The organism is Alkaliphilus oremlandii OhILAs (assembly GCF_000018325.1).
Classification (GTDB): domain Bacteria; phylum Bacillota; class Clostridia; order Peptostreptococcales; family Natronincolaceae; genus Alkaliphilus_B; species Alkaliphilus_B oremlandii.
In genome coordinates this window covers 1,691,122-1,707,965 of record NC_009922.1, presented here as the reverse complement: position 1 = coordinate 1,707,965, position 16,844 = coordinate 1,691,122, and the positions used below count along the sequence as shown (strand labels likewise).

The 16,844-nt window shown below is 33.8% G+C and carries 18 protein-coding genes; 15 read left to right on the top strand and 3 right to left on the bottom strand.

Going from position 1 to position 16,844, the window contains the following annotated elements:
• Positions 1–15: 15 nt before the first annotated feature.
• A complete protein-coding gene (locus tag CLOS_RS08230) occupies positions 16–846 on the bottom strand; it encodes a regulatory protein RecX (protein WP_012159456.1) in 831 nt (276 codons plus the stop codon).
• Between the two features lie 136 nt (positions 847–982).
• Here CLOS_RS08230 and steA point away from each other — a divergent pair, with 136 nt between their 5' ends.
• The 15 genes from steA to scpB all read left to right on the top strand — a co-directional run bounded on the left by steA (position 983) and on the right by scpB (position 15,017).
• The gene (gene steA / locus CLOS_RS08225) at positions 983–2,104 is read left to right on the top strand and encodes a putative cytokinetic ring protein SteA (RefSeq protein ID WP_012159455.1); all 1,122 of its coding nucleotides are present in this window, start codon (positions 983–985) and stop codon (positions 2,102–2,104) included.
• Positions 2,105–2,116: 12 nt separating this feature from the next.
• Positions 2,117–3,034 carry a copper transporter gene (locus tag CLOS_RS08220; RefSeq protein WP_041719135.1) on the top strand — a complete coding sequence of 306 codons (918 nt, stop codon included), beginning with the start codon at positions 2,117–2,119 and terminating at the stop codon, positions 3,032–3,034.
• Positions 3,027–3,725 (top strand): glycosyltransferase family 2 protein, encoded by a 699-nt coding sequence (locus tag CLOS_RS08215; RefSeq protein ID WP_012159453.1) that lies wholly within the window; start codon positions 3,027–3,029, stop codon positions 3,723–3,725. Before CLOS_RS08220 ends, CLOS_RS08215 begins: the two co-directional genes overlap by 8 nt.
• Before the next feature lie 4 nt (positions 3,726–3,729).
• Positions 3,730–4,542, top strand: coding sequence for an MraY family glycosyltransferase (locus tag CLOS_RS08210; protein ID WP_012159452.1), 813 nt, complete (start codon positions 3,730–3,732; stop codon positions 4,540–4,542).
• A 28-nt stretch (positions 4,543–4,570) separates the two neighbouring features.
• A complete protein-coding gene (locus tag CLOS_RS08205) occupies positions 4,571–5,659 on the top strand; it encodes a DUF3866 family protein (protein WP_012159451.1) in 1,089 nt (362 codons plus the stop codon).
• 26 nt (positions 5,660–5,685) lie between these two features.
• Positions 5,686–6,228: an NUDIX hydrolase gene (locus CLOS_RS08200; protein ID WP_012159450.1), complete on the top strand. Its 543-nt coding sequence runs from the start codon at positions 5,686–5,688 to the stop codon at positions 6,226–6,228.
• 114 nt (positions 6,229–6,342) lie between these two features.
• Positions 6,343–6,963 carry a stage II sporulation protein M gene (spoIIM, locus tag CLOS_RS08195; RefSeq protein WP_242649557.1) on the top strand — a complete coding sequence of 207 codons (621 nt, stop codon included), beginning with the start codon at positions 6,343–6,345 and terminating at the stop codon, positions 6,961–6,963.
• Positions 6,964–7,062: 99 nt separating this feature from the next.
• Positions 7,063–7,947 carry a site-specific tyrosine recombinase XerD gene (gene xerD, locus CLOS_RS08190; RefSeq protein WP_012159448.1) on the top strand — a complete coding sequence of 295 codons (885 nt, stop codon included), beginning with the start codon at positions 7,063–7,065 and terminating at the stop codon, positions 7,945–7,947.
• Positions 7,948–8,057: 110 nt separating this feature from the next.
• Positions 8,058–9,230, top strand: coding sequence for a phosphopentomutase (locus tag CLOS_RS08185; protein ID WP_012159447.1), 1,173 nt, complete (start codon positions 8,058–8,060; stop codon positions 9,228–9,230).
• A 26-nt stretch (positions 9,231–9,256) separates the two neighbouring features.
• Positions 9,257–10,078 carry a purine-nucleoside phosphorylase gene (locus CLOS_RS08180; RefSeq protein WP_012159446.1) on the top strand — a complete coding sequence of 274 codons (822 nt, stop codon included), beginning with the start codon at positions 9,257–9,259 and terminating at the stop codon, positions 10,076–10,078.
• A 12-nt stretch (positions 10,079–10,090) separates the two neighbouring features.
• Positions 10,091–10,918, top strand: coding sequence for a purine-nucleoside phosphorylase (locus CLOS_RS08175; RefSeq protein ID WP_012159445.1), 828 nt, complete (start codon positions 10,091–10,093; stop codon positions 10,916–10,918).
• Positions 10,918–12,243 carry a pyrimidine-nucleoside phosphorylase gene (locus tag CLOS_RS08170; RefSeq protein ID WP_012159444.1) on the top strand — a complete coding sequence of 442 codons (1,326 nt, stop codon included), beginning with the start codon at positions 10,918–10,920 and terminating at the stop codon, positions 12,241–12,243. The genes CLOS_RS08175 and CLOS_RS08170 overlap by 1 nt, the downstream gene beginning before the upstream one ends.
• Before the next feature lie 208 nt (positions 12,244–12,451).
• Positions 12,452–13,612 carry a D-alanyl-D-alanine carboxypeptidase family protein gene (locus CLOS_RS08165; RefSeq protein WP_012159443.1) on the top strand — a complete coding sequence of 387 codons (1,161 nt, stop codon included), beginning with the start codon at positions 12,452–12,454 and terminating at the stop codon, positions 13,610–13,612.
• A gap of 84 nt (positions 13,613–13,696) precedes the next feature.
• Positions 13,697–14,467 carry a segregation and condensation protein A gene (locus CLOS_RS08160; protein ID WP_012159442.1) on the top strand — a complete coding sequence of 257 codons (771 nt, stop codon included), beginning with the start codon at positions 13,697–13,699 and terminating at the stop codon, positions 14,465–14,467.
• Positions 14,460–15,017, top strand: a complete 558-nt coding sequence (gene scpB / locus CLOS_RS08155; RefSeq protein ID WP_012159441.1) for an SMC-Scp complex subunit ScpB — start codon at positions 14,460–14,462, stop codon at positions 15,015–15,017. The genes CLOS_RS08160 and scpB overlap by 8 nt, the downstream gene beginning before the upstream one ends.
• Positions 15,018–15,140: 123 nt before the next feature.
• Here the strand turns inward: scpB and speB are convergent, their stop codons facing one another.
• Positions 15,141–15,989, bottom strand: coding sequence for an agmatinase (speB, locus tag CLOS_RS08150; RefSeq protein ID WP_012159440.1), 849 nt, complete (start codon positions 15,987–15,989; stop codon positions 15,141–15,143).
• Between the two features lie 135 nt (positions 15,990–16,124).
• On the bottom strand, positions 16,125–16,664 hold the full coding sequence (locus CLOS_RS08145) for a helix-turn-helix domain-containing protein (protein ID WP_012159439.1): 540 nt from the start codon (positions 16,662–16,664) through the stop codon (positions 16,125–16,127).
• Between the last annotated feature and the right edge of the window lie 180 nt (positions 16,665–16,844).

The window sequence follows — 16,844 nt, the reverse complement described above, 5'->3', positions numbered from 1 at the left end:
AAAATTATCATTTTGCTAGCTATTTTCTATGATTTTTTTAAACGCTAAATTGATGGTATCTTTATCATATCCTTTTTGGTATAAATGTGATTTTACTTTATGTTCTACCAGATAAGGGTTTGTTTCTTTTGCTTTATACTTAACGAAATATTTATTTCCTAATTTGATTGCTTCTTTCACATAGAGTTCCTTATTGGAATCTATATGGGATTGAACCTCAGAATCCTGTTCTAGAATATTGAGACATGTATTGATAATTTCCCAATTAAAACCCTTTCGCATCAGAAATTGAGATAATTTGTTTTTAAATTGGTTAAAAGGTAGATGGGCATTTTGTTTGAAATATTTATTGCTCAATTCTTTTGCTATTTCCAAATTGGTCTCACAGGAAAAGAGATGCATATGAGACTCAATCATATCCTGTGGAATTTTCTTATTGATTAAATCCGACTGCACTCGATCTTTTCCTTTTTTCCCTTCGGCAAGGGCTGTTTTAATATAATTCAATACATATTGATTGTCATCTACATATCGATAATACTTTAATTTTTCTATAACCTTTTCAATGATCTTTTCTTCGTATTCCTTTTTTAATAAATAAGTATAAATTTCAAAACTGGTTCGTGATTTAAAGGACAGGTAATTTAAAGCAAGTCTAAAAGCAAACTCTTCTTTACTTTGATCAATCACCTGTAATAATTTAGTTCTATCGATTTCTAATCCTTCTTTTAATTTATATTTTAAAATAATTTCCATATCGCATGAAAACTCATAGGAACCATCAACAAAGACATTTCTTCTATTTTTGTTTTTATTCTGTGCCTGAATCTGTGTTATTTTAGGCATGATTTCACTCCTTGACGTCCATAATTATTTATAGTTCTATATTATACACTGAAATTTAATTAATTCATACCGCAAAAGAAGAATGTTTATGGTAAATATACAAATACTAGGTATAGAATGTATTGGAGGAGAAGCTATGGGAATAAAGGCAAAAGCAAGATTAGATAAAAAAACGAAGCAACTGATCAATCGATTAGAAGCTGGTGATATCGCAATCATTGATCATGATGATATCGATGAAGTTGCTGCGAATTCCTTAGTTGAAAAAAAGGTCTCTGCAATTATAAATTGTGGAAAATCCATTAGTGGTAGATATCCAAATTTAGGACCCACTATAATTTCTGAATCCAATATCCCTATTTTTGATGTCACCCAGGGAAACTTATTTGAATTGCTGAAGGAAGGAGACATAATCGAAATCGTAGATGATAATGTGATAATCAATCATCAAATCATTTGTGAGATGGTATTTTTATCTAAGGAGAAGATCGAAACAGCCCTTGCGTTGGCAGAAAAAAATATTGAAGTAGAGCTAGAAAAATTTATAGAAAATACACTGGTCTATGCGAATAAAGAAAAAGGATTAATTTTAGGAAACTTAAACATACCCCCTATTAAAACTAAAATGGAAAAAAAGCATGTACTGGTAGTGGTAAGAGGGCAGAACTACAGAGAAGATTTAATGACAATATTATCCTATATTAAAGAGGTACGACCGGTTTTAATCGGTGTAGACGGTGGTGGAGATGCTTTATTAGAATTTGGGTTCATACCAGATATTATTGTAGGAGATATGGACAGTGTCAGTGATGACTGTCTAAAAAAATGCAAGGAAATCATCGTCCATGGTTATCTGGATGGAACAGCACCGGGCATGGGCCGTATTGAAAATTTAGGGTTAAGTGGTCTTGTATTTTCAGCAGCGGGAACTAGTGAGGATATCGCAATGTTGATTGCTTATGATAAAGGAGCAGATTTAATCGTTGCCGTCGGAACACATTCAAATATGATTGATTTTCTTGAAAAAGGGAGAAAAGGCATGTCGAGTACCTTTCTAGTAAGAATGAAAGTTGGATCGAAATTAGTCGATGCTCGGGGTGTTAGTAAATTATATAAAAATAATATTAAGCCAAAGTACATTATTTTGCTAGTTATTGCAGCATTAATACCAATTACAATGGTGATGCTCATATCCAAGCCAATTCAAAATCTGTTTAAACTACTAAATATTCGGATCAGAATGATACTTGGTTTATAGGAGTGTGGTTATGTGGGAATCAATATGAGATACTATATTGTTTCGATTGCTTCCATATTTTTATCCTTAGCAATTGGAATATTTATAGGATTTAATATGAATGGAAATGATATATATGTAACACAGCAGCAAGAATTAATTAATAGTTTAGAAAGACGATTTGATAACTTTAAAGCAGAGAATGATGCATTAGAAAATAAAATACAAAATCTGTCTCATTTAAATGAAAAGCAGAATATATTGATCGAAAATATCGTGGAAGATGTAGTTTATAAAAAACTTCAAGGTATGAACGTTGCCATCATTGAAACAACCGACAATTATTTTTATGTGGACCTAAAAGATATTCTAGCGTCATCAGGTGCAAACATTCCTGTGACGATTCAATATTTAAATAAAGCTTTTCGTATAAATGGAGAAGAACTGAGGGAGATCAACGAATTATTTCGTTTAAATCTACAAACAACGGAGGATATGATATATTTTATCAACAATGAGATAACAAATTTTTTATTAAAAAAAGAAATAACAGCAGTATTTCAATATTTAATAACAAAGGAATATATCCATTGCAATCTTCCTTACGAGAATTTAGAAGGGATCGGGATAGATCGTATTATCGTAGCGGGTGGAAGCAATGAAAACTTAAACAATAAGATAGAAAAGTTAGAGGTAAATCTAATCAAAAGGTTAGATAATTTGAATTTCAAGGTAATTGGAGTGGAGCGATTAGATGTAGAGAATTCATTTATAGCAAACCTAAAAAAAATTAAAATTCCAACAATTGATAATGTTAATACGAGAATCGGACAAGTTTCTTTAATCTATGTTTTGTTAGGAGCTGAGGGCCACTATGGAGAAAAAGCAACTGCGGATTCCTTAATCCCATTTTATTCAATGCAGCAAGTGAGAGGTGAGTTTGTTGAATAAAATTATTTCTGTAATTATTCCTGCATACAACGAAGAAAAGCGGATTGTCAATACCTTATTGGCAGTGAAAGGTATTTCACAGATACAAAATATTCTAGTAATGGATGATGGCTCGAAGGACCATACATTTCTAAAGGCATCATCGGTTCAAGGAATTGAGGTAGTCCGCAAAGAAGTGAATGAAGGCAAAGGAAAAGCCCTATATGAAGGCATAGAAAGGGTTATAGAGGATGCTGACATTATTGTATTTGCAGATGCAGATTTAGAAGAAAGTGCTAAAGATATTGAAAAATTAATCATACCGATTATAGAAGACGTAGCAGATGTCACTATTGCCAAATTTCCCAGTGCTAAAAAAAAAGGAGGCTTTGGGCTTGTGAAAAAGCTAGCTAAAACAGGTGTTTATATCAATACTGGCCGTCAATTGGATACGGTACTCTCTGGACAGCGAGCATTTAAAAAAGAAGTAATTCAACATATAAATCATAGTTATACTGGATATGGCGTAGAATTGGGAATGACCATTGATATTTTAAATAATGGATATCGTATTCAAGAAATTGAAGTCAACATGCACCATAATGAAACTGGTAGGGATTTGTCTGGATTTATACATCGTGGAAGACAGTTTTTTCAAATATTAAGGGTTTTAATTAAAAAAACTATTGTGACAACTTTAAAGAAAAGGTGATCTTTTGAAAATTATTAGCTTTGGAATAAGTCTATTATTAACATTTACCGTGATGCCTTTTATAAAAGCGATGTTGTTCAATGCAAATATCATTAGAAAAAATTATAAAGGGGATCAGATTCCTGTTTCCATGGGCATTGGATTTGTACCAATTGTGATTATAAACAGTATAGTTGTCGCTTTTATTTATAGTGATCATAGAACGAAAGAATTGGTGCTAATTTTTTTAACAGGAATTATGACTATGGCTACAGTAGGATTAATTGATGATCTCGTAGGGAATAGAGACGCTACTGGATTTAAAGGACATATCATGTCCTTACTAAGAGGTAAATTGACTACGGGAGGTTTTAAAGCGATTGTAGGCGGGCTTATTTCTCTTTTTATAGGAAGTATGCTTTCATTTAATGTTTTTGAAATTGTCCTCAATACTTTGATAATTGCTTTATTTACCAATCTAATTAACCTATTAGATTTAAGGCCAGGAAGAGCATTGAAAGGATTTTTATTGATCTCATTTATTTTTATGGGAATCGGAATTTTAGAAGAGATTAAAGTCATTGTATTATCATCTGTAGCCTACGCAATCGGATATTTTTATGAAGATATGAAAGGGAACACCATGATGGGCGACGTTGGTTCTAATACGCTAGGTGTTGTATTGGGAATATCCTCTGCAATTAGTTTTACTTTACCGATAAAATGTATTATTCTAGTCTTATTGATAGGCATCCATCTCGTTGCTGAAAAGTATTCCATTACAGAAATAATCAAGAAAAATCCAATTCTTAATTTTATTGATAAATTGGGTTGTTGATCAAATACTGATGAAAAGAGGCATTTATATGATGAGTATCAAGAGAGGAAACGTTGTACGAATCCTTGACAAACTAGATGGAAGAACGGATGTTCTGGTAAATGTGAATGGTAAGTTAGAAAAAGCCATCAATTACGATTTTTTAACGGGGCAAATCCATAAGAATCATGAAATTATTTTAAATACAACTGCAGTAGATCTAAATCTTGGGACCGGTGGATACCATTTTGTAATATACAATTTAAATAATGAAGATGAACAAATGAAGCAAGGGGGCCACATTATGAAAATGAGATACACCCCATTTCAGATTAAGGTTTTTGCAGCAGAAGAGCAGGAAAGCCCATACCACGAACTATTTAACGGCTTTAAAAGTTTAAATAACATGCCAGTAATTATAGGTACCCTACATAGCATGTTGGCTCCGATTTCGGCCACATTAAAATATTTAAATCCAGATGTAAAGATTGCTTTTATTATGACGGACGGAGCAGCGCTTCCTATCTATTTAAGTAATTCCGTACAAGAGCTACGAGTGAAAAACATCATTGACGTTACTATAACTCTAGGCCATGCATTTGGAGGTGACTACGAAGTAATCAATATATACAATGGTTTAATTGCGGCAAAAGAAGTTTGTAAATGTGATGTTGCTATTGTGACCATGGGACCAGGCATTGTAGGAACTGGAACAAAATTTGGCTTTACAGGGATTGAGCAAGGGAATATAATTGATGCTGTAAATGATTTAGGCGGCATACCCATATCTGTTCCACGCATTACATTTAGAGATAAGAGAGCAAGACATTATGGTATAAGCCACCATAGCATTACGACTTTGGGTATGATATCGAAAACTAGATCTCATATTGTAATTCCTCTTTTTTCCACAGAAAAAAATAAAATTATTGAAAAACAAATAATCGATGGAAATTTAGCAGATAAGCATCATATAATTAATGTGAGAGAAAATGTTTTATTGAAAGCTTTAAATCGATATGATTTAGGTGTCAAATCCATGGGTAGGGATTTGAATGAAGACCCAGAATTTTTCATAACTTGTAGCTCGGCAGCCATGTATGCACATACTTTAATAAAAGAAGAATCTATAGATTAAATATACTTATTAGGAGGAAGTTTAAAATGACCTTTGAAGAAAAAACGATGAAAACAGAAAGGATATATGAGGGTAGAATTATTAATGTAAGAGTGGATACTGTAGAACTACCCAATAAAAAATATTCTAAAAGAGAAATTGTGGAGCATCCTGGAGCTGTTGGTATCATACCGATTACAGAAGACAATAAAATTATCTTGGTGAAACAGTTTCGCAAAGCAGTTGAAGAAGTACTACTTGAAATTCCCGCTGGAAAAATTGAGCCTGGAGAAAATTTAGTTCGGTGTGCAGTTAGAGAATTGGAAGAAGAAACTGGATTTACTACAGACCACGTAGAAAAATTGATAGAGTTTTATACTGCGCCTGGCTTTTCAAATGAAAAACTCCATATTTATGTAGCAAAAAACTTGAAAGAAGGCATTTCTAATCCAGATGAGGATGAAAACATCGAAATTATTGAACTTTCTATGGATGAAATTTTAAATAAAATAGAAACAGGGGAAATAAAAGATTCAAAGACTATTGTCGCAATGCTAACTTATACAAATTTATATTCAAAAAATCGATAGCATCATCGTTTTATACTTGGACAAGATAAGCATAAGTTTTCTTTTTTTAGCATATTCTGTATAGAATAAACTTAAGAAAGGAAGCTATTTATGCATAATTCTATTTTGAATTCAATGAAATCCAATATAAGGAATAATATTATTCTTTACTTTTTAGTGCTCCTATGCTTCTTGGTTGGAATATCCGTGGGCGGTTTTACTGTAAAGGTGATTAGCCCTAGTCATAAGCAAGAAATTGTATCTTACTTGAACAGCTTTTTTCAATTATTCACAGCCCAAGGCTTAAATAAACTCGATATATTTACGCAATCATTTATTAACAACATTCAATTATTGAGTCTAAGTTGGATATCTGGCTTATTAGTAATCAGCATTCCTGCCATCATTTTGATCATACTGTTTAAAGGATTTGTCATTGGTTTTACAGTGGGATTATTAATCGAGCAATTTAAATTCAAGGGAGTTCTATTATTTCTTGTAGGTGTATTGCCTCACAATTTAATAATAATTCCGATCTTCATCGCTGCTGGTGTTACTTCGATTTTATTTACGATAACGATAATTAAGAAGAAGCTTAATAAATCAAATAAATTAAAAGAAGTAAACTTTTACAAGGAAATGATACCGTATACTGCAATCTATGTATTATTTACAGCATTCGTATTGGTAGCGGTCTCTATTGAAGCCTTCATTTCTCCTGTTTTTATCAAACTGATCAATACATATATTCAATAAATTTATCGATAACAAAAAAACTTGCAGGAATTCCGCATATTTTGTTGAATAATTGTATTTAGTGGGCAGTATGATGTTATAGCCAAAGGAGTTATTGAAATGGAACAGCTAATTTCTAGTTTTACAGTTTATTTAGATCAAGAAAAAAAACTATCAAAGAATACTTTAGAATGCTATAAGCGAGATATCGTGCAGTATTTAATATATATTGATCATGTTGTAAATCAGGATCTTTTTCTGACCAATAAAACTACTGTTATTACCTATTTATTGCATTTGCAGAAAAGTGGGAAATCTACTGCGACAATTTCGAGGAACTTGGCTTCCATTCGATGTTTTTACAAGTTTCTATTGTTAAATAAGCGAATGGATTATGATCCAACGATTAATTTAGAAGCACCGAAGATTGAACGAAAAACACCAATGACGTTGACTTTAGAAGAAGTGGACTTATTATTATCCCAGCCTCTAGAAATAACTGATAAAGGTGCTCGAGATAAAGCAATGTTAGAACTTTTATATGCAACTGGAATCAGAGTGACAGAGTTGATTTCTTTAAATCTAGAAGACGTGAATCTAAACTTAGGTTTTATTCGATGTCACAATGGTTCAAAAGAGCGATTTATTCCGACAGGGTCAATTGCATTGGAATCCCTGACAAAATACATAGAGAACCATAGAGCCAGTTTTTTAAAAGATCCTTCTGAAAGAAGTTTGTTTTTAAACTATTATGGCAAACCATTGAGCAGACAAGGATTTTGGAAAATTATAAAAGCTTATACGGAGCAATCGAATATTGAAAAAAGTATTACACCGAACACCCTAAGGCATTCCTTTGCAACTCATTTAATCCAAAATGGAGCAGATTTAAAATCTGTTCAAGAGATGTTGGGTCATGCTGATATTTCAACGACACAAATATATGCTTACGTTATGAAAAATAGAATAAAAGAGGTTTATAATAAAACTCATCCTAGGGCCTGAATCAGGGCCTTATTTTATCGGTATACCCATTTAAAAAGATTTTTTAAAATAAAGTTAAGGGGTATAATACTAATAGATCGAAATGTTATAAAATTATAGGAGGGATTTTAATGATGAATAGAGTTATTTTATTTATAATGGATAGTGTTGGCATTGGTGCTTTGCCTGATGCAGAACAATTTGGCGACCTTGGTGCGAATACCCTCGGCAATATAGCTTTGCAAGAAAATGGGATCGATTTACCTAACCTACAAAAACTTGGTTTAGGTAACATTGATGGTATTGTAGGTATAGAACCTGTAGAATCACCCCTAGGTGCATTTGGCAAGTCCTTAGAAGTTTCTAATGGAAAAGACACGACTACAGGCCATTGGGAAATTGCAGGAATTCATTTGAAAGAACCATTTAAAACGTTCCCCAATGGGTTTCCAGAGGATGTAATCAACGAAATAGAGAGAAAAATCGGGAGAAAGACTTTAGGCAATAAAGCTGCTTCTGGCACAGTAATATTAGATGAGCTAGGAGAGGAGCATATGAGGACCGGATCGCCGATTATCTATACTTCAGCTGATAGTGTACTTCAAATAGCAGCTCACGAGGAGGTTATCAGTTTAGATGAACTCTATAAAATATGTGGTATTGCTAGAGAAATAATGATGGGCGATAATGCTGTAGCAAGAATAATCGCAAGACCATTCATAGGTTCTGTAGGCAATTTTTCTAGAACACCCAATCGAAGAGACTTTTCTCTAGACCCTTCTGGAGACACCGTATTGGATATTGCAAAACGAGAAGGATTTGATGTAATTGCAGTAGGGAAGATCGAGGATATTTTCAATGGCAGAGGAATTACAGAAGCTGTCCACACCGTAGATAATATGGATGGTATTAATAAGACCATAGAATATATTGAGAAACAAAACAAAGGAATTATCTTCACAAACTTAGTGGACTTTGATTCAATGTATGGTCATCGAAGGGATCCAAAGGGATACAAGAGGGCTTTAGAAGATCTTGATAAAAGGATTCCAGAAATATTAGAAAGTATGAGAGATGATGATATCATAATTTTTACTGCAGACCACGGAAACGATCCAACATATAAAGGAAGTGACCATACAAGAGAGTATATCCCTCTGGTTATTTATGGTAAAAAAGTTAAGGCGAATACAAATATCGGTATAAGGAAATCCTTTGCAGATATTGCTGCAACAATTTCTGACATTCTTGAGATTCCGTCAACAAATAAAGGTGAGAGTTTTAAAAATAGCATTATAAAATAATTGTTTATTCATTATGGGAGGTACGTATGAAAACATATTCTGAAAAAATATTGGAAGCTAAACTATATTTAGAAAATAAAATAAAGGTTAAGCCAGAAATTGGTTTGATTCTAGGTTCTGGTCTAGGAATATTAGCGGATGAGATAAAAAATCCACTGATTATTCCATATGATAACATCCCAAATTTTCCAATCTCTACAGTGGAAGGTCATGCGGGAGAATTGGTGATTGGCGAATTGATGGGGAAACAAGTAATCGCACTGAAGGGAAGATTCCATTATTATGAAGGCTACACCATGGACAAAGTGACATTTCCAGTAAGGGTAATGAAAGCCATTGGTGTTGAAAACATCATCGTCACCAATGCAGCAGGAGGGGTAAATAAAGAATTTACACCTGGCGATCTAATGATCATTGAAGATCATATTAACTTTGGATTTGATAATCCATTGATTGGCCCTAATGAAAAGGAGATGGGGGTTCGTTTTCCAGATATGTCTTCAGCATACAATAAAGAACTTATTCAAATTGCAAGGGTAGTAGCGAAAGACAAAAATATTCATGTTAAATCGGGTGTATATGCCTTTTTAACTGGCCCTACATATGAAACGCCCGCCGAAGTGAGAATGATGGACTTTTTAGGGGCGGATGCTGTAGGAATGTCTACTGTTCCAGAAGTAATCGCTGCTGTTCATGGTGGAATGAAGGTTCTTGGTATTTCTTGTATCACCAATATGGCAGCTGGAATTTTAGATCAACCATTAAATCATGAAGAAGTTATTGAAACAACGCAAAGAGTAAAAAATACATTTGTTGACTATATTGAAGGAATCATAGAAAGTATTTAAGGAGAGATCACTATGGAAAATATGTTACTAAAATTAGAAGATACAAAGCAATATTTATTGAATATTATTGATGAAAAACCGCAGATCGGTTTAATTTTGGGCTCTGGATTGGGATCATTAGCGGATGAAATCGAAAATCCTACCATTATTGATTATAAAGATATCCCTAATTTTCCGATCTCTACCGTAGAAGGTCATGCAGGGCAACTGGTCATTGGAAAGCTCATGGGCAAACAGGTTGTTGCTATGAAGGGTAGATTCCATTACTATGAAGGATATTCAATGCAGCAAGTTACGTTTCCAGTAAGAGTGATGAAAGCCATCGGTGTAGAACTATTGTTAGTGACAAATGCTTGTGGTGGGTTAAATCCTAATCTCTATCCAGGAGCATTGATGGTAATTAACGATCATATTAATATGACAGGAAGCAATCCACTAATCGGCACCAACTATCCTGAATTAGGGCCGAGATTCCTGGATATGTCCAGTGCTTATGATAAAGAATTCATTCAATTAGTCCATGAGGTTGGAAACAAAATAGAGGTACCAACACATGATGGTGTTTATTTATCCATTAGTGGACCAAACTATGCAGCAAAGGCTGAACTAAGAATGATGCAAAAAATAGGTGCAGATACAATCGGAATGTCTACGGTACCAGAGGTTATTGTTGCAAAGCATAGTGGAATGAAAGTAATCGGTATATCCTGTATTACAGATATGGCACTTCCAGATCAATTAGAATCCATAAGTCATGAAGAGGTAATGGAGGTTGCAAATAAAACAAAGCCTAAGTTTATTAGATTAGTGAAAGAAGTTATTGGAGAGGTGTCTTTATAATGCGGATGTATGATCTAATATTAAAAAAGCGAAATGGAGAAGCCTTAAGTAAAGCAGAAATACAGTACTTTATTGATGGCTATACCGATGGAACAATTCCAGATTATCAAGCTTCAGCGTTGTTGATGGCCATTTATTTTCAGAAAATGAATGAAGCTGAAACTGCTTTTCTTACAGAAGCCATGATGCACTCAGGAGATGTAATCGATTTAAGTGCCATTGACGGTATCAAAGTAGATAAGCACAGCACTGGCGGTGTTGGAGATAAAACTACCATCGCCTTAGCGCCGATAGTTGCCGCTTGCGGTGTCCCCGTTGCTAAAATGTCTGGTAGAGGTTTAGGACATACTGGAGGAACCTTGGATAAGCTGGAGTCCATTCCCGGATTTGATGTCCATATGAGCATCGATCAATTTATAAATAACGTAAATCGATTAAAGATTGCAGTTGCTGGTCAGACAGCAGATTTAGCACCTGCAGATAAGAAAATATATGCCTTGAGAGATGTTACAGCTACCGTAGATAATATTTCACTGATTGCAAGCAGTGTTATGTCTAAGAAATTAGCTTCTGGAGCAGATGCCATCGTTCTGGATGTGAAAACTGGGAATGGTGCATTTATGAAAAATACGGAGGATGCTTTTAAATTAGCCAGCGAAATGGTTACTATTGGAAGTAATATGGGGCGCAATACCATCGCTTTAGTAACGAATATGGACGAACCTCTAGGAAATGCAGTAGGGAATAGCTTAGAAGTAAAAGAGGCCATCGATACATTAAAGGGAGAAGGGCCAGAGGATTTTAGAGAACTATGTATTACGCTGGCATCCTATATGCTTTTACTAGCCGGAAATATAGACTCTATTGAAGCTGGAAGAGAAAAAGTAGAAAATGTAATATCTACAGGTAAAGCATTGGAAGTATTTAAGACTTTTGTTGCGGCTCAAGGTGGAGATATAAAATATGTAGAAGATACCAACTTGTTGAATTCATCTAAAAAAATCTATCCATTACAATCCGATAAATCTGGTTACATTAATAGAATATATGCAGAAGAGGTCGGCTTAAGTGCCTTATTATTGGGTGCTGGAAGAGAAACAAAAGATAGTATAATAGATTTATCCGTAGGTATCGTATTAAACAAGAAAGTTGGAGATTACGTAGAAAAAGGTGAACCATTGGCCTTTATTCATTATAATGATGAGGATAAAAAAGATAATGCAGTTGAAAAATTAAAAACGGCTTACTTGATTAATGAAGACAATCCAGCAAAATCACCATTAATATTTGGTACCGTTACGAGAGAAGGGATACAGAGGCTATAATACAGCCTCTGTATTTTTATATAAAAATGTATAAAGATATAAAATATTCTTCTAAAAAAATATGTAAGTTTATGGAATTGTTTTGTGTAATAGTGGTGAAATGGGTAGAATTCCTTCTTCAAAGAAGATTTTGCTGCTTACGATTGTTGCATAACAAAATAAGTAGCTGGAAAACCTAAGATTAAATACTTCTTAAGGAGGATATTCGATGGTAAAAAAATTTAAAATTATGATATGTCTATCACTGATAATATCTTTAGCTTTATCTACGGCCATAGTGAATGGAGATACAGCACCATTCGATATTAATGCAAAATCAGCAATATTAATCGATGCAAATACTGGTACAGTGCTATATGAAAAAAATATTCATGAAAAACTACCGCCAGCTAGCGTAACTAAAATTATGACAATGCTTTTGGTGATGGAAGCTATAGATAGCAATAAAATCACTTTGAATGATAAAGTAACGGTTAGTGAAAGAGCGTCTAAAATGGGTGGGACGCAACTTTATTTAGAGCCAGGAGAAGTAAAAACTGTAGAAGAATTAATGAAAGGCGTTGCCATTCGTTCTGCTAATGATGCATCGTTAGCATTGGGTGAACATATTGCAGGAACTGAGGAATTATTTGTACAAGAAATGAATCGTCGCGCCAAAGAATTGGGGATGAACAATACTACCTTTGTGAATACCAATGGGCTTCCCGCTGAAGGTCATGTTACAACGGCATATGATATCGCTATAATGTCCAGAGAGTTATTAAAGCATAAAAGTATCCATAAATGGCTTACAACTTGGATGGATACTGTAGTTGTCGGAAAGCGGCAATCGGAGCAATCGCTAGTGAATACCAATAGACTGATCAATTCGTATCAAGGTGCAAATGGGATCAAAACAGGTTATACAACGGAAGCGCTCCATTGTTTATCTGCATCTGCAACAAGGGGAGGTACAACCTTTATCTCCGTCATATTGGCAGCACCTAGTTCTCAAGTTCGATTCAACGAAGCAGCAAAGCTTTTAGATTATGGATTTGCAAATTACAATACAGTAGAAGTTGTAAAGAAAGATGGTTTCGTTGGGAATATTTCTTTAAATAAAGGTAAAAAAGCAGAGATAGAGCTGGTTGCAAAGGACAATTTAAATGTTTTGGTGAAAAAAGGTGAGGAAGCTAAGGTTCATAAAGAAATAGTTCTCCCAGAATTCATCAATGCACCGATCAAAAAAGGAGATACAGTAGGAGAAATTATTGTTAAATTAGATGAAACGGAAGTAGGAAAAATAGACATCGTATCGAAGGAAGATGTAGAAAAATCATCTATCATAAATACATTGGGTAAAATGTTTAATACAATGATGGGAAAGTAGAGTAGTGCATTTGTGCTACTCTACTTTTTCTAATATTATTTGTGTGGTATAATTATATATTATTATAATAAGTTGGTGGATATTATGGCTTACAATGTTAAGATAGAAGTTTTTGAAGGACCTTTTGATTTATTATTTCACCTAATTGAAAAAAACAAATTGGATATATATGATATTCCTATGACAGAAATTACGGATCAATATATTGCTTATCTATCTGAGTTGGAAGAGCTGAACTTAGATGTTACCAGTGAATTTTTGATTATGGCTGCTACTCTTATTGAAATTAAATCAAAAATGTTATTACCGATACAAAGCATTGACAATGAACAGCTCTCTATAGAAGATATAGATCCTAGAGGAGAATTAGTGCGGCGATTATTGGAGTATAAAAAATATAAGGCTGCAGCAGAGGAATTAAAGCAGAAGGAACAAAAGTATCAAAAGATATATTTTAAAACCAAGGAAGAGTTTATTTTGGATCCCATTGAAGAACCTTTCTCAGAATTAGAAAACATTGATATGAAGGACTTACTATCCGCACTGAGTAAATGTATGGAGAGAAAAATACGTACAGCCTCCCCAGAGAAAACAATTCGTGAAATGCAAAGAGATACAATTACGATTGATGATAAAATTAATGAGATTATTTGTATATTGGCCAATGAAAGAAAAATATTATTCCAAGACATGTTTTCTAATGCATCAACTAAACTAGAAGTAATTACTACTTTCTTAGCGCTTTTAGAGCTAATGAAATTGAAGAGAGTATTGGTAAATCAAAATAGTGCGTATAAAGATATTATAATAGAATTAAGAGAACCTACGGAGCAGGGAGTGGACATGAATGGATAGGGATGAGATAAAATCTGCGATAGAAGCTATTTTGTTCGCTTGGTCAGATCCTTTGTCAATCAAAGATTTAAGTGAAGTTTTAGATATTGGTACGAAAGAAATAGAGGGTGTTTTAGCAGAGATGATCAATGAGTTTAACTACAGTAAAAGAGGTATACAAATAATAAAGATGAATGACTACTATCAGTTATCCACGAGACCAGAGCACTATGAATATTTACAAAAACTTTTTGCACCGAAGCAAAATAGAGGCATCACTCAGGCAGCATTGGAAACCTTAGCGATTATTGCGTATAAACAGCCTATTACAAAAACAGAAATTGAGGAAATCAGAGGAGTGAAGTGTGATAAGGCAATTAGCACGCTGTTGGAAAAAGAACTTATTGAAGAGCAGGGTAGACTTGAAAAAACAGGCAGACCCATCATCTACGGTACGACCATTAATTTTTTAAAGGTATTTAGTATATCTTCACTGGACAACTTACCTAATGTTAGTGATTTCAACATATCTGTAGATTCGGATATATTAAAAGACATTTATGAAAAATAGAATGGAATCATTTTTATTATAAAGAGGCTTTTTATAAGTTATTTGCGAAAATTCCTTCTTTCCTATTTGTTATAAAAAAAGAAATAAGCGGAATCTTTATCCGCTTATTTCTTTTTTGTTTCCCTATAGGACTAATAGCATTTCTCTAATTATTTTAGAGGCAACAGCGGTAGAGACACCTGTAGAATCATAATCTGGAGAAAGCTCCACTACATCTGCCCCAACAATATTCAAGGCTTGTAGTTTTGAGATAATACGCATCATATCATTAAATGAAATACCTCCGGGTTCAGGAGTACCAGTACCAGGAAAGATAGAGGGATCTAATATATCAAGGTCAATGGTAACATATACAGGACGATCTTTAATGGTATGAATCACATCGTCTAACATTTCGTATCCGAATTTATTTAATGTGGTGTGACCGGATGCTGCCCATTCGAACTCTTCTTTCAGTCCAGAACGAATGCCAAATTGATAGATTCTATCATCGCCAAGCAAGTCCCAAATGCGCCTAATTACTGTGGCATGAGAGAGCTTTTCTCCCATATAATCCTCTCTTAAATCTGTATGGGCATCAAAATGTAAGACAACTAAATCCTTAAATTTATGATGAAATGCCTCAACTACAGGTAATGTAACTAGATGCTCTCCACCGATCATTAGGGTTTTTTTATTATGATGGATCGTATTCGTAACGAATTCTTTGATATACCTCATTACCAAATCCCTATTTCCGAAAGGAAAATCTAAATCTCCAGCATCGTGAATATCTCTAGAGAGAAGATCTTTATCTAAATAAGGGCTATAGGTTTCCAAGCCGTAAGAGTCGATTCGAATCCGGCTCGAAGCAAAACGAGAACCCGGCCTGAAAGAACTTGTGCCATCATATGGGGCACCAAAGATTATGGTATCTGCAGAATGAAACTCCTTGTTACAGCTGATAAATGAATAATTGTTAAATAACTCCATTGTTATGTTCTCCTTATCAATGACTACAATACTAAAATATATTTACAAACTTATATTGATTCTGTAATGAATATGAATACGAAGGATAATAATTCTCTTCTAAAGCAGGTAATATTCATACTCCTAGAAGGTTTATTAGAAAGATGGTGGATTTGAAACCCAAAGAACCAAAGCAGGTTTATTGGTTGGATTTTCAATATAGTGTAACTGACTAGATTTGAAATAGAAACTCTCACCTTTTTTTGCCTTGAATTTTCTATTGCCAAGATACACATGGATGGACCCTTTTAAAACATAGCCAAATTCTTCTCCTTTATGGGGTTCTTCAATATTGCTTGTACCGTAGGGATCTAATTCTATTAGGATCGGCTCCATTGCGTTTTTTTGAGCATTTGGAATTAGCCAAGAAACTTTGTGGAATAAATCCTCATTTACCGATTCGTAGATATCCTCTTTAGTAAATATAATTTTAGATTGCACATCTTCATTAAAAAACTTTTTTACATCCGTTCCTAGTGCTTCCAATAAATCCATTAAGGTGGCAATAGATGGTGATGTAATATTACGTTCTATTTTAGAAATGAAGCCTTTTGTCAAATCGCACCTTTGTGCAAGCTCATCTTGCGTTAATTCGTTTAAAAGGCGTAAACGTCTGATTTTTTCACCTATGTCCAAGCTATCACCTCACTTATACAATTAGTAAACGAAAAATAATACTTCCTAAAAGGAAACTTTTTGTTTACCTATATTAAATATATAGTTTTTATAAAAAATGTCAATATATTTTTATTAAAAGTTCTGCCTAAAATGCGATCTGGAATAGTTTGAATTTATAGGTCTAACTTACAAAAAAGT